A 12,352-nucleotide genomic window follows, 5' to 3' on the forward strand; every position below is an offset into this window, starting at 1 on the left:
CACACCGAGCCTAGGCGAGGTGCCGAGTGGTGGGGCAAGAGCGTTTTGCTTACTTTTGCGCTTTTCAAAAGTGAGCCGCTGTAAAAGCGGAACCGTTAGCAGCCGTTACCGCAGAAACGGATATGTACTCTTTCCAATCCAGCATCCTGGTCGGCCCAGAGGCCGCCATCGGGGGCAAGCCCCCTCCCACATTTGGATTGTGGAGCATCAGCAAGATAGTCATAGGCTGCTGGGGGCTTGCCCCCTCCCACATTGGGTTCTATGTATTCACAGGCTGATCGGCATCGCCTCAAAGCGTACCCGGGGATGGGCGATTCGATCCTGCGCCCGCACCAGTTCCAGTTCATAACTGGCGCAGGCCTGGGTCTCCAGCAGCACCTCATGCACCGCCGCCGCCGTGAACTCGAACGCCGCCACCAGGCTATCACCCAACAGCACCCGCGCCAGGAACAGCCCCGACGTCAGGTCACCCACACCCACCGGCTGGCGCGGGAAGGCCAGGAGCGGCCTGCGCAAGTGCCAACTGCCCTCGGCCGTCACCAGCAACATCTCGAAGCCGTCCGGCAGCTTGCCCGGGTAATCCAGATGCTTGACCAGCACCGCCTTCGGCCCGCGCGCCAGCAAGGCTTTGGCCATCGCCAGGCAATCGAACAGCGATTGCGGCTTGCGCCCGGCAAAACTGTCCAGCTCCAGCTGGTTAGGACACAGGAAATCCGCCATGGCCGCAGCCTCGTCGAGCAGGAAATCACTGACTTCCTGGGGCACGCTGCAGCCCTTTTCCGGATGGCCCATCACCGGGTCGCACAGGTACATCGCCTTGGGATTGAGCGCTTTGATCCGCGCCACCCCACTTAGAATGGCGCGTCCCTGAGCCGCGCTGCCCAGGTAGCCGGACAGCACCGCATCGCAGTTACCCAGCTCGCCGATCGCCGCGATACCTTCCACCAGTGCCGGAATTTGCTGCGGCGCCAGCACTTCGCCCGCCCAGTGGCCATACTGTGTGTGGTTGGAGAACTGCACCGTGTTGAGCGGCCATACATTCACCCCGACCCGCTGCATGGGGAACACGGCGGCGCTGTTTCCGGCGTGGCCAAAGACCACATGAGACTGGATCGCAAGCAGATGGGGTGTACGTTTCATGCAGGAGATTTCCATAAAGCCGTTGAAATTCTGGCCGCGCAGTATGCGACTAAACGCAGCCTGTACGACAGACCGGCGACACAGTTAAGCTGCGCTCACTTTGTTGGAGTTCATGGAATGCTGACCCTGGGAAACATGTTCGTGTTGATGCTGCTGGCGACCGGCGCCGCGTGGGTCTGGCACAACCATGGCCTGCGCGAGCGGGCGCTGGAGCGGGTCAAGCAGCACTGCGCCAAGCTCGACATCGAACTGCTCGACGGCGCAGTGGCGTTGAAACGCATCGGTTTGGTGAAGGATGCCAAGGGTCGGCGCCGTCTGGCACGCGTCTACAATTTCGAGTTCACCGTCACGGGCGAGACTCGCCACAGCGGCACCATCACTCAATTTGGCGCCCACAGCGCGCAGATCGAACTGGCGCCCTACCCGTTCGAAGCCAAGGAGCCGCTGCCCAGCGCCGACGTCATCGAACTGAGCCAGTGGCGCCAGGACCACGCCACCAAGAACCGTCAGTAACGGCAGGCCACCAGGGCAGCCTGCAATGCCGCCACGTCCTGGGGTGCGCTGAAGATCAGTTCGATACGCGAATCGCGGCGCCATTCGCTGGGCTGCCAGACCAATGGGCTGTTATCCACAGCATTGGCGGATACCCAGGCCTCACGGCTGTGGATAACCAGTTTGGCACGACGCCATTCCAGGTTTGTCAGCCACTGCTTCAAGCGCTGCGGATCAAATTGCTGGCTCGGGTGCCAGCGCCAGCCGATACTCCAGCCGTCCTCCCGGGCCTGACTCAGGCAGATCGGCAGCGCGGCGTCGCTCCAGACCGCCTCCATGTGCGCCAAGCCTTTGGGCACCACGAAGTTATCCACAACCCCGCCCGCCTGTGCCTTCAAACCAGGCAGTTGCTCGATGGGCAACCGTGCCTGACGCGTCCAATAAATCGCGTTGCCGGGTAATTGCTGCGCTATGGCCTGACGCTGCCGCGCATCCAGCGTCTCATCCTTGTTCAACACCAGCAGGCCGGCACTGGCCAGCGCCTCCTGCTGCGCCGGCGGCAAGGGTTTGCCCGCTGCCAGGGCTTGAGCGTCCAGCACCAGCACGCAGGGCTGAACCGACAGCACCTCCTGCCATGGCGCCTGGCCTAGTTGTTTGAGTAACTGCGCCGGATGGCCCAGGCCCGAAGGCTCGATAAACAGCCGATCCGGCCTGGCCTTGCGCAACAACCGACCCAGGCCTACCTGGAACGGCGCACCATTCACGCAACACAGGCAGCCGCCCGCCACCTCGCCCAGGGCAATGCCATCCTCCTCTTGCGTAAGCAAGGCCGCGTCCAGGCCGATCTGCCCGAACTCGTTGATCAACACCGCCCAGCGCTCGTTGGCCGGGCGTTGGGCAAGCAGGTGTTTGATCAGGCTGGTCTTGCCGGCGCCCAAGGGCCCGGCAATCACGTGGGTGGGAATGTTCTGCAGCATGGGTGGCATCATTCAGACCGTGTAGAGCGTTTGATCCTACGCGTTTATGCGAGCCAATCCAGCGTGAGAATCAAGCGACGCTCATTCGCGTTCAGGGCGGGCGAGCGGTGAATCAGGCCATGATTTTCGTTGCCGTGCCATTTTGTACCCTTGAGCAGCGCCACTTCACCGCAGTGGATTTGCTCGATGCGCTCGGCGGGTTCTGCGTCAGGTTGGCTCAAGCGGCGGCGGTCCATGACGCCTTCGCGCAGCCACTGGCTGCCAATGCCCGCGTAGGTAGTGATCAGCCGCACAGGCACATGGTCGACATGGAAACGCGGGCACATCGCCTTGTCCAGCAAGCGCAAACGCACGCCGATGCGCCTGGCGCCTAGCAGGCAGGCGAATGCGCTGACCAGCCAGGAGACATCGGCGATAAAGCCGTCATAGCCTTCAAGATCACGGCAACCGGACGCCAGGCCCTGCAAGTTCGGCGTGGTGTCTTCGTCGCTCAATTCGATGACCAATGCTTCGGCCAACGGCTCATCGAGCGACACCAACAACGCACCGAACTCAGCGATATGCAGCGGCAATTGGCGCTGCCACAGCGCCAGGTTCACGCCGTCTTCGAGGATATCGGAGAGCGCCAGCGGGGTTTCGCCGCAGGTCTGGCGGATCACGGGGCGCAGGGGAATAACCGGGGCCAGCATCAGGCGGCTGCCTCCTCATACCAGGGGCCAAAGGGATCGACCCACTGACGCCAGCTTTCGACGCCCAGGGCCATTTCTTCGTCAGTGAGCAGGCACTGGTCAAGTTCGGCGCGCATCTGCGCAAAATCAATGTTCTGCCCGATGAACACCAGTTCCTGACGGCAATCGCCAGTGCTCGGCTGCCAGTTGCCCATGATTGCCGCGACACTTTCTTCGTCTTGCGGCCACTGGCTTTTCGGCACGAAGCGCCACCAGCGCCCGGCAAAGCCATGGCGCATCAAACCGCCGGCCTGGGACCAACTCCCGGCGTCCTGGTGTTTGCTGGCCAGCCAGAAAAAACCCTTGGAACGCAACAGCTTGCCGTTCACCCAGGGGCGGTCGATGAAGTCGAAAAACCGCTGCGGGTGGAAGGGGCGGCGCGCGCGATAAGCGGTGGAAGCGATGCCGTACTCTTCGGTTTCCGGCACGTGCTCGCCGCGCAATTCCTGCAACCAGCCCGGGGCCTGGGCGGCCCGTTCGAAATCAAAGCGCCCGGTGTTGAGGATGGTGTGCAGCGGCACCTGCCCCATCACCATCGGGATGATGTGTGCCTGGGCATTGAGCCGTTCGAGGATCGCCATCAGCTCTTGGCGCTCGTGGCTGCCGATCAGGTCGATCTTGCTGATCAGTATCACATCGGCGAACTCGATCTGTTCGATCAACAGGTCGGTGATCGAGCGCTCATCCTCTTCCCCCAGGGTTTCCCCGCGTGAGGCCAGGCTTTCCGCGGCTTGATAGTCGAGCAGGAAATTCATGCCGTCGACCACGGTGACCATGGTGTCCAGGCGCGCGATATCCGCCAGGCTTTGCCCGTTTTCATCGCGAAAGGTGAAGGTTTCGGCCACAGGCATGGGTTCGGAAATGCCGGTGGATTCGATCAGCAGGTAATCGAACCGGCCTTCCCTGGCAAGCTTGCCGACTTCTTCGAGCAGGTCTTCACGCAACGTGCAGCAGATGCAGCCGTTGCTCATCTCCACCAGCTTTTCTTCGGCGCGATTAAGGGTGACGTCACGCTGGACCTCGCTGCCGTCGAGGTTGATTTCGCTCATGTCGTTGACGATCACCGCCACGCGCAGGTGTTCGCGGTTGCGCAGTACGTGGTTGAGCAGGGTGCTTTTACCGGCGCCGAGAAAGCCGGACAACACGGTAACGGGTAGACGATTGGGCATCAGGTCGCTCTCATCAGGCTGCCCGGTCAAGCCAGGCTTTGTTTTATGTTATATTATAACAATACAAACAAGCCAACCCTCCTTGCTCTGCGTGACGAAGGGCGCGAAGCTTGATCACCTCCCAACCCCAGAGAAACCCGATGAAACGCCTGTGGTACATCCTGCTATTGGCAGCGGCGGGACCTGCCTGTGCTCAATCCCCAAGCCTGTCGGCCCACTGCACGCGCAGCGCCAACCTGCTGGCCTGCGTAGACCCGCTGGGCAATGCCTACAGCGTGGCGACCGTCGGCAGCACCACGTATTTGCGCGGTTTCGAAGTGATCGGCAAACGCTTCTGGGCACAAACCAACAGCCGCTACGGGCAGCTGACGTTCTTCACCGGGTTGGCATCGGACGGTGAGGCGTGGGTCGGCTACACGCGGCGCGTGGGCTGGACCACGCTCAACCGCTTCTCCAGTTCCGGCGGAGCCAGCGCCACATTCACCTGCAGCCGCATCACCGGCTGCTAGACCTGGCCTTTCTTCTGTTCCTGCGCCCACGCCATGTAGCTGTTCATCGGTGGGTTTTTCTCGAAGTATTTTTTCAGACCGTCGAACAGGCCATCGGCAACCGCCTGTTGATGGCGCGCCGTTACCAGCCGCTGGGCGTCCTGGGTGTTGGAGATAAAGCCGGTCTCGACCAGGATCGACGGCACGTCCGGTGATTTGAGCACCGCAAATCCGGCCTGCTCCACCCGCTTCTGATGCAGGCTGGTGATATTTTGCAGGCTACCCAGCACCGAGCTGCCCAGTTGCAGGCTGGAGGCGATGGTGGCGTTCATCGACATGTCGAGGATTACTCCCGCGAGCATCGGGTCCTTGTCCTTGAGGTTGAGTAACGTCGTGGCGCCCAACAGGTCCGCGCCGTTTTCGCGCTGCGCCATGAAGCGAGCGGTCGCCGAGGTGGCGCCGCCTTCGGACAACGCGTACACCGAGGCCCCCGAAGCAGTAAGCCTTGGTGCGGCGTCGGCATGCACGGAGATGAACATATCGGCTTTGTGCTGACGGGCGATGTCCACGCGCTTGCGCAAAGGCACGAAAAAGTCATCGTTGCGCACCAGCTTCACGTCAAAACCCTTTTCGCGCTTCAAGCGTTTGGCCAGCAACTGAGCGATCGACAGCACCACGTCCTTTTCCCGCTGGCCCTTGGAGCCGATCGCGCCGGGGTCCTTGCCGCCGTGACCCGGGTCGACCACCACAATGATGTCGCGCCGGGGATGGGTTTTATCCACCGGCGCGATCAAGGGCGCAGGTTCGGCGGCGATTTGACGAGGCGCCTGTGTGGCGCGGGTCAGGTCGAGCACCAGGCGGTGGCCCTGGCCCTCCTGGGGCGGTAACAGGAAGCTGTTGAGCTGCATCGGCGCGGCCAGGTCCAGCACGATGCGGGTGTCGTTCTGGCCAAAATGCCCGGAGCGGATCGAGGTAATTCCGCTGTTCTTGAGCGCCAACTGGGAGAAATCGCCACTGAGCCCTGCGCCGCTCAGGTCGATGATCAAGCGTTCCGGGGCGGTCAGTGAAAACGTCTTGTAGTGCACCGGGCCGCTGAGGTCGAAGACCAGCCGTAGCTTATCGGCCGAACGCCACAGGCGCGCATTGCGGATCTGCGTGGCGTAAGCCCCCGGCGGCAAGGCGAACAGGGGGCTGAGCAACAGCAGGTTGAGGAGCTGACGTCTGTGCATGACCGATACCGCGAATAAGGGAGCGTCCCTGCTCGACGTGACTGAAGAAAGGCTGGAGCAGAAAATTCATCGTGAATGTTATTGTTATACTATAACATGTCTAATTATTGCCAACGATGGACCTGCTTATGAATGCGCTGACTCTGCCGGATATCGCCGCGCAGGCTTCACGCCAAGCCTTGCCACTCGACTGGGTGGGCATGTGCGGCGTGGCCTTGCCTGTCCTGTTTGATGGCCAACGCCTGCTCGCCACCGCCGATGCCGGTGTGAGCCTGGACGATGGATCGGCCCGTGGCATTCATATGTCACGCCTGTACCTGGCACTGGAAATGTTCGATCAGCAGCCGCTGACGCCTGCACTTCTGCGTAATGTACTGCAGCGCTTTCTCGACACACATGAAGATTTATCTAATAACGCCTACCTGCGTATCCACACCAACTTGCTGTTGAAACGCCCGGCTCTAGTCAGCCCTTTGGACGGTTGGAAACGCTACCCGGTCAGCATTGAGGCGCGTCTGGAAAACCAGATGTTCCACGTGGAACTAAAAATTGACGTGACCTACTCATCAACCTGCCCATGCTCCGCCGCCCTCGCCAGGCAATTGATTCAACAGCAATTTCTCGACGATTTCGCCAACACGCCATTGCAGCATGCAGACGTGTTGACCTGGCTCGGCAGCGCCAACGGCATTGTCGCCACCCCCCACAGCCAACGCAGCAGCGCGCAGTTGCATGTGCACCTGCAGGGCGAGCAATTGCCAATTGTCGACCTGATCAACAGCGCCGAAGCCGCCCTCGGCACCGCCGTGCAAACTGCGGTGAAACGTGCCGATGAGCAAGCCTTCGCCCTGGCCAATGGGCAGAACCTGATGTTCTGCGAGGACGCCGCCCGCCGCCTTAATCTCGCCTTGAAGCGCTCGGATGCGGTCAAGGCCTTTCACCTCAAAGTGGTCCACGCCGAAAGCCTGCACGCGCACGATGCCGTGGCCGAAAGCCGCTGGACGAGACCTTCCACATGATCACCTGCACTGCGTTGCGCTGGGGCGCTCCTGGCCAACCGCTCACCCCCGCCGTGGATTTCACCCTGGAAAAAGGCAGCCTCACCGGCGTCATCGGCCCCAATGGCTGTGGCAAAAGCAGCCTGCTCAAGGTCATCGCCGGCTTGCAGAAGCCGCTGACAGGAAAGGTCAGCGTCGATGTTCCACGGCGCGGCGGCCTGGCCTTCCTGCCCCAGCAGCAATACCTGGACCGGCAGTTCCCCATCAGCCTGCAGGAACTGGTCGCTGCAGGATTGTGGGGCACTCGGCTCACGTCACCGCAACGCAACGAGCGCCTGCACGCCGCGCTGGAAGACTGGTGCCTGAGCGGTCTGGAGCAACGCCCGTTAATGGCCCTGTCCGGCGGGCAACTGCAACGCGCCTTGCTCGCCCGCATGAGCCTGACCAACTCGCCGGTGTTGCTGCTCGACGAACCCCACGCTGCCCTTGATGAGGAAGGCCAGGCGCTGTGCTGGAAACATATCCATGCCTGGCATGAAGAAGGCCGCACGCTGATGGTGGTCTGTCATGACCTGGCGTCGGTGCGCCACCACACACCGGACGTGCTGCACATCAAAAGCACAGGCTGCGTGCTGGGCCCGAGTAAAGAGTTGATTCGTCCACAACCGCAATTGCAGGTGGCCTGATGCATGTTGCCGCCCACTTGTGGATGCCCTTTGTCGACTTCGTGTTTATGCGCCGCGCGCTGATCGGCGGGCTGGTGCTGGCCTGCAGCACAGCGCCGCTGGGGGTGTTTTTGATCCTGCGGCGCATGAGCCTGATCGGTGATGCGGTGGCCCACGGCATTCTGCCCGGCGCCGCCCTGGGCTTCTGGTTCGCCGGGCTGAGCCTGCCCGCGTTGACCCTCGGCGGCCTCGGCGCCGGGCTGGGCATGGCGGGGTTATCCGCGTGGATCACCCGTCGCACCGGCCTGCGCGAAGACGCCAGCCTCGCCGCCATCTACCCCATCTCCCTCGCCGCCGGCGTGTTGATTCTTGGCATCGCCGGCAAGCGCCTGGACCTGCTGCACCTGCTGTTCGGCTCCGCGCTGGCCGTGGATGAAACCACCCTCACCGGCATGCTGTGGGTGACCGGCTTCAGCCTGATTGCCATGGCGCTGATCTACAAACCGCTGTTGCTCGATACCCTCGACCCGCTGTTCCTGCAAACCGTCAGCCGCCTGGGCCCGCTCGCCCACGGACTGTTCCTGACCCTGGTAGTGCTGAACCTGGTGATCGGTTTCCAGGCCATTGGCGCCTTGATGGTGGTGGGTTTGATGATGCTGCCGGCCATCGCTTCACGCTTCTGGAGCCGGCGCCTGCCGGTGTTGATCGCGGTATCGGCAGTGCTGGGATGCCTGTCGGTATGGCTGGGTCTGCTGTTGTCGTTCTATTACTCACTGCCCAGCGGCCCGGCCATCGTGCTGGTGGCGGGCGCCGGGTATTTGCTGTCCGTGGTCTTCGGTCCGGTGCACGGCTTGCTGCGCCGCCCGCCCTTGCTGTCATCCCAATGAGGTGTTTTCCGATGCGCGCTCTACTCGTGCTGTTCAGCCTGCTGCTGCCGCTGTCGATGTCCCAGGCCGCCGACAAACTCCAGGTGGTCACCAGCTTCAGTATCCTCGATGACATCACCCATCAGATTGGTGGCGATCACATCCAGATCAGCAACATGGTCGGCCCGGACGCCGACGCCCACACCTACGAGCCCACGCCGGACGACGCCAAGGCGCTGCTCAAGGCCAGGCTCATCATCAAGAACGGCCTGGGCTTCGAGCCCTGGTTGGACCGCCTGGTGACCAGCACCGAAACCCGGGCCACTGTGGTCACCGCCAGCAAGGGCGTAATCTCCCACACCATGGACGAGGACGGCGAGACCATCCCCGACCCGCACGCCTGGCACAACCTGGCCAATGCCGAGATCTACGTCAACAACATCACCAAGGCGCTGGTGGCCGCCGACCCTGCCAACCAGGCGGACTATATGCGCAACAGCCAGGCCTACCTGAAAGACATCTACCGCCTGCTGGCCGAAGCCAAGGCCAGGTTCGGCGCGCTGCCTGCGGGTAACCGCCGTATCGTCACCTCCCATGACGCCTTCGGTTACCTGGGCCAGGCCTACGGTATCCAGTTCCTCGCGCCCCAAGGCCTGTCCACCGAGCGCGAACCGTCGGCCGCCGAAGTGGCCGCGTTGATCACCCAGATCCGCAAGGACAAGGTCAAGGCCGTGTTCATGGAAAACATCAAGGACTCACGCCTGCTCAAGCAAATTGCCGACGAAAGCGGCGCGCAGATCGGCGGCACGCTGTACTCCGATGCCCTGGCCGCAGAAGGCCCGGCCAGCACCTTTACCGGGCTGTTCGAGTACAACCTCAACACCTTGTGCGCCGCGCTGGGCAAACCATGATTCGCAAGAACCCTTCCGGCGATCTGCCGGTAATAGCCGAATCGGCCTATGTCGACAAAACCGCGATCATCTGCGGCAAGGTCATCATCGGCGAAAACGTGTTTGTGGGCCCCTACGCCGTGATCCGCGCCGACGAGGTCGACGCCAGCGGCGCCATGGACCCCATTACCATCGGTGCCAATTCCAATATTCAGGACGGCGTGGTGATCCACTCCAAGTCCGGCGCCGCCGTGACCATCGGCGAGTTCACCTCGATTGCGCACCGCTCCATCGTGCATGGCCCCTGCACCGTCGGCGACCGCGTGTTCATCGGCTTCAACAGCGTGCTGTTCAACTGCGCCGTGGGCGACGGCTGCGTGGTGCGGCACAACTCGGTGGTGGACGGGCGCGACCTGCCCGCAGCCTTCTATGTCCCCTCCACCACCCGCATCGGGCCCACTACCGACCTGTCGCAATTCCCGCCGGTGAGTGTCAGCGCCTCGGAGTTTTCCGAAGACGTGGCGCGCACCAATGTCGACCTGGTGCGCGGTTACAAGGCCCTGCAAAACGAGTTCTGAAGCAGGAATCGGGTGTTGATTGGCAATGCCCGGCTGGGTCAGGCGCGAGGTTTGACGGTGCCGCAATCGTTACCCAGCCACTGGGCGTGAGTGTCCAGGCTGCCCTTTTGCTGGATGCCGGTGGCATTGAAGGTGCCGTTGACGGTGGTGGTGAATTCTTTCTGGCTCTGGAACGTCGCCACCCCCACACCCTGGGCTTTCGGGCAACTGAAGCGGAATTTCCACTGGTTGCCGGTCTTGTCGGTCACTTGCTGTTTACAGCCCGACTGCGGGTCGGTCAGGGGGATGGAATCGGAGGCGACCTGAGCCGGCGTCAGGCACACCTGCACGCCTTTACCGGCCATGGTAATGCCTTGTTTTTCCAGCATGGCGCGCTGTTCGGGGGTCATCTGTTGCTTGAGCTGACCGAGGATCAGCGACAGGTCCGGCAGGTCCTGGTTATCGACTTTCATATTGCTGGTGGTCAATTCCCACAAGCCCGGCGCCAACATCTGCGCCTGCGCCGCCAACGGCAGCGACAAACCAACAACCATGGACAAACACAGCAGACGAGCATTCATCGGGTAACTCCTGGGCAATGGTGGGCGTTAGACGCCGCAAAGGCGCCAGTGTTGCACGGCAAATAAAATAGCGACATTCACTGTGGAACATGGTCTGTTACGCACTGGACTGCCCGGAGTGATGTCGTTCATGGATTTTTTTGGCCCGCACCTGCTCGCCTACTTCATTGCCACGCTGCATTTTTTCGGGAGCCTCGCCGCAGTCCATGCGGTACTGACCGTCAGGACCGCCCAAGGCTCGATTGCCTGGGCGTTGTCGTTGATGTTCATGCCCTATCTCACGCTGATTCCCTACCTGATTTTCGGGCGCAGCACCTTCGATGCCTACATCCAGGCGCGTCGCCAGGCCAACCAGGAAATGCACCGGGCAATCGCCGAACTGAACTGGCGCCCGTGGGTCGAGGAAGCGCTGGCCGCACGCAACTCCAGTGCCTACGCGTCCTTGCGCGCCATGCCCAAATTGGGTCGCATGCCCTGCCTGGCCAATAACCAGGTGCAGTTGCTGGTCAATGGCGACGCCACCTTCAGCGCCATCTTCGAGGCCATCGGCAACGCGAAAACCGCCGTACTGTTCCAGTTTTTTATCATTCACGACGATGACCTCGGCCGCCAACTGCACCGGTTACTCACGGCCAAGGCGGCCGAAGGCGTGGACATCTACGTGCTCTACGACCGTATCGGCAGCCACGCCCTGCCCCATCGCTACGTACAATCGCTGCGCGACGCCGGGGTGAAGGTCAAGGCCTTCGCCACCCGCAGTGGCTGGCTGAACCGCTTCCAGGTCAACTTTCGCAACCATCGCAAAATCGTGGTAGTGGACGGCGTCACCGGGTTTGTCGGCGGGCACAATGTGGGCGATGAATACCTCGGCAAAAAGCCGCCGTTGTCACCGTGGCGCGATACCCACGTGCAGGTCACCGGCCCGGTGGTGGCGTGCTTGCAGGAGTCGTTTGCCGAGGACTGGTTCTGGGCCGCGCGGGCATTGCCGCCGCTGATCCTGCCGGACGCTTATCCGGAAGACGGCGTGCTCTGTCAATTGCTCGCCAGCGGGCCGGCGGACCCGTACGAAACCTGCTCGCTGTTTTTCGTCGAGGCCATTCATGCCGCGACCCAGCGCGTGTGGATCACCAGCCCGTATTTCATCCCCGACGAAGCGGTGTTCGCCGCCCTGCGCCTGGCCGTCCTGCGCGGCGTGGATGTGCGCGTGCTGCTGCCCTCGCGTCCCGACCACCGCATCGTGTACGCCGCCTCCAGCCTCTATGCCATCGAAGCGGTACGCGCCGGCGTGCGGGTGTTCCGCTACACCCCCGGGTTCCTGCATCAAAAAGTGGTGCTGGTAGACAGCGAAATCAGCGCCATCGGCAGTGCGAATATGGACAACCGTTCGTTCCGGCTGAATTTCGAAGTGATGTTGCTGACGGTCGACGAAGCCTTCGCCAAAGAGGTGGAGCAGATGCTGCTGGACGACTTCGCCCAGGCCCATGAAGTCAGCCAGGAAGAAAGCCGCGAGACCCGGCGCCTGCAGCAGTTGGGCATGCGGGTGGCGCGCTTGATCTCACCCATCCTTTAAAC

14 protein-coding genes are annotated in these 12,352 nt (G+C 62.2%); 8 read left to right on the forward strand and 6 right to left on the reverse strand.

Going from position 1 to position 12,352, the window contains the following annotated elements; genetic code table 11:
* Positions 1-267: 267 nt before the first annotated feature.
* Positions 268-1,140 carry a pyridoxal kinase PdxY gene (gene pdxY, locus BFP93_RS18970; protein ID WP_065894310.1) on the reverse strand — a complete coding sequence of 291 codons (873 nt, stop codon included), beginning with the start codon at positions 1,138-1,140 and terminating at the stop codon, positions 268-270.
* Positions 1,141-1,257: 117 nt separating this feature from the next.
* Here pdxY and BFP93_RS18975 point away from each other — a divergent pair, with 117 nt between their 5' ends.
* Positions 1,258-1,653 (forward strand): DUF3301 domain-containing protein, encoded by a 396-nt coding sequence (locus BFP93_RS18975; protein ID WP_065885122.1) that lies wholly within the window; start codon positions 1,258-1,260, stop codon positions 1,651-1,653.
* On the opposite strand, the gene BFP93_RS18980 is transcribed toward BFP93_RS18975, so the two are convergent.
* From BFP93_RS18980 to zigA, 3 genes are read right to left on the reverse strand one after another with little or no spacing between them, the layout of a single operon-like run.
* Positions 1,647-2,609, reverse strand: coding sequence for a CobW family GTP-binding protein (locus BFP93_RS18980; RefSeq protein ID WP_065894312.1), 963 nt, complete (start codon positions 2,607-2,609; stop codon positions 1,647-1,649). The genes BFP93_RS18975 and BFP93_RS18980 overlap by 7 nt on opposite strands.
* A 44-nt stretch (positions 2,610-2,653) precedes the next feature.
* On the reverse strand, positions 2,654-3,298 hold the full coding sequence (locus BFP93_RS18985; RefSeq protein WP_065894314.1) for a DUF1826 domain-containing protein: 645 nt from the start codon (positions 3,296-3,298) through the stop codon (positions 2,654-2,656).
* A complete protein-coding gene (gene zigA, locus BFP93_RS18990) occupies positions 3,298-4,506 on the reverse strand; it encodes a zinc metallochaperone GTPase ZigA (protein WP_065894317.1) in 1,209 nt (402 codons plus the stop codon). The genes BFP93_RS18985 and zigA overlap by 1 nt, the downstream gene beginning before the upstream one ends.
* A 140-nt stretch (positions 4,507-4,646) precedes the next feature.
* Between zigA and BFP93_RS18995 the strand changes: the two genes are divergently transcribed.
* Entirely contained in the window at positions 4,647-5,015 is a 369-nt protein-coding gene (locus tag BFP93_RS18995; protein WP_065894319.1) for a glutamine synthetase, read from the forward strand.
* Here BFP93_RS18995 and BFP93_RS19000 read toward each other — a convergent pair.
* Positions 5,012-6,223 (reverse strand): N-acetylmuramoyl-L-alanine amidase, encoded by a 1,212-nt coding sequence (locus tag BFP93_RS19000; protein WP_065885117.1) that lies wholly within the window; start codon positions 6,221-6,223, stop codon positions 5,012-5,014. The genes BFP93_RS18995 and BFP93_RS19000 overlap by 4 nt on opposite strands.
* A 128-nt stretch (positions 6,224-6,351) precedes the next feature.
* Here BFP93_RS19000 and folE2 point away from each other — a divergent pair, with 128 nt between their 5' ends.
* From folE2 to BFP93_RS19025, 5 genes are read left to right on the forward strand one after another with little or no spacing between them, the layout of a single operon-like run.
* Positions 6,352-7,242: a GTP cyclohydrolase FolE2 gene (gene folE2 / locus BFP93_RS19005; RefSeq protein WP_065894321.1), complete on the forward strand. Its 891-nt coding sequence runs from the start codon at positions 6,352-6,354 to the stop codon at positions 7,240-7,242.
* Complete coding sequence (locus BFP93_RS19010) at positions 7,239-7,907, forward strand: metal ABC transporter ATP-binding protein (protein WP_065894323.1); 669 nt, start codon at positions 7,239-7,241, stop codon at positions 7,905-7,907. Before folE2 ends, BFP93_RS19010 begins: the two co-directional genes overlap by 4 nt.
* The gene (locus BFP93_RS19015) at positions 7,907-8,773 is read left to right on the forward strand and encodes a metal ABC transporter permease (RefSeq protein ID WP_065894325.1); all 867 of its coding nucleotides are present in this window, start codon (positions 7,907-7,909) and stop codon (positions 8,771-8,773) included. Before BFP93_RS19010 ends, BFP93_RS19015 begins: the two co-directional genes overlap by 1 nt.
* 11 nt (positions 8,774-8,784) lie before the next feature.
* A complete protein-coding gene (locus tag BFP93_RS19020; protein ID WP_065894328.1) occupies positions 8,785-9,663 on the forward strand; it encodes a metal ABC transporter substrate-binding protein in 879 nt (292 codons plus the stop codon).
* Complete coding sequence (locus BFP93_RS19025; RefSeq protein ID WP_065886671.1) at positions 9,660-10,220, forward strand: gamma carbonic anhydrase family protein; 561 nt, start codon at positions 9,660-9,662, stop codon at positions 10,218-10,220. Before BFP93_RS19020 ends, BFP93_RS19025 begins: the two co-directional genes overlap by 4 nt.
* A gap of 38 nt (positions 10,221-10,258) precedes the next feature.
* Here BFP93_RS19025 and BFP93_RS19030 read toward each other — a convergent pair whose 3' ends face one another.
* The gene (locus BFP93_RS19030) at positions 10,259-10,780 is read right to left on the reverse strand and encodes a DUF3617 domain-containing protein (RefSeq protein ID WP_065894330.1); all 522 of its coding nucleotides are present in this window, start codon (positions 10,778-10,780) and stop codon (positions 10,259-10,261) included.
* Between the two features lie 130 nt (positions 10,781-10,910).
* On the opposite strand from BFP93_RS19030, the gene cls reads away from it, so the two are divergent.
* Positions 10,911-12,350, forward strand: coding sequence for a cardiolipin synthase (cls, locus tag BFP93_RS19035; RefSeq protein ID WP_065894378.1), 1,440 nt, complete (start codon positions 10,911-10,913; stop codon positions 12,348-12,350).
* The last annotated feature ends 2 nt before the right edge of the window (positions 12,351-12,352 follow it).

This window comes from Pseudomonas sp. 44 R 15 (assembly GCF_900004965.1).
Classification (GTDB): Bacteria; Pseudomonadota; Gammaproteobacteria; order Pseudomonadales; family Pseudomonadaceae; genus Aquipseudomonas; species Aquipseudomonas orientalis_A.

Excerpts from the sequence above, each read along its gene's own strand:
- pdxY (WP_065894310.1), bottom strand. The coding sequence starts at position 1,140 with ATGAAACGTACACCCCATCTGCTTGCGATCCAGTCTCATGTGGTCTTT.
- BFP93_RS18975 (WP_065885122.1), top strand. The coding sequence starts at position 1,258 with ATGCTGACCCTGGGAAACATGTTCGTGTTGATGCTGCTGGCGACCGGC.
- BFP93_RS18980 (WP_065894312.1), bottom strand. The coding sequence starts at position 2,609 with ATGCTGCAGAACATTCCCACCCACGTGATTGCCGGGCCCTTGGGCGCC.
- BFP93_RS18985 (WP_065894314.1), bottom strand. The coding sequence starts at position 3,298 with ATGCTGGCCCCGGTTATTCCCCTGCGCCCCGTGATCCGCCAGACCTGC.
- zigA (WP_065894317.1), bottom strand. The coding sequence starts at position 4,506 with ATGCCCAATCGTCTACCCGTTACCGTGTTGTCCGGCTTTCTCGGCGCC.
- BFP93_RS18995 (WP_065894319.1), top strand. The coding sequence starts at position 4,647 with ATGAAACGCCTGTGGTACATCCTGCTATTGGCAGCGGCGGGACCTGCC.
- BFP93_RS19000 (WP_065885117.1), bottom strand. The coding sequence starts at position 6,223 with ATGCACAGACGTCAGCTCCTCAACCTGCTGTTGCTCAGCCCCCTGTTC.
- folE2 (WP_065894321.1), top strand. The coding sequence starts at position 6,352 with ATGAATGCGCTGACTCTGCCGGATATCGCCGCGCAGGCTTCACGCCAA.
- BFP93_RS19010 (WP_065894323.1), top strand. The coding sequence starts at position 7,239 with ATGATCACCTGCACTGCGTTGCGCTGGGGCGCTCCTGGCCAACCGCTC.
- BFP93_RS19015 (WP_065894325.1), top strand. The coding sequence starts at position 7,907 with ATGCATGTTGCCGCCCACTTGTGGATGCCCTTTGTCGACTTCGTGTTT.
- BFP93_RS19020 (WP_065894328.1), top strand. The coding sequence starts at position 8,785 with ATGCGCGCTCTACTCGTGCTGTTCAGCCTGCTGCTGCCGCTGTCGATG.
- BFP93_RS19025 (WP_065886671.1), top strand. The coding sequence starts at position 9,660 with ATGATTCGCAAGAACCCTTCCGGCGATCTGCCGGTAATAGCCGAATCG.
- BFP93_RS19030 (WP_065894330.1), bottom strand. The coding sequence starts at position 10,780 with ATGAATGCTCGTCTGCTGTGTTTGTCCATGGTTGTTGGTTTGTCGCTG.
- cls (WP_065894378.1), top strand. The coding sequence starts at position 10,911 with ATGGATTTTTTTGGCCCGCACCTGCTCGCCTACTTCATTGCCACGCTG.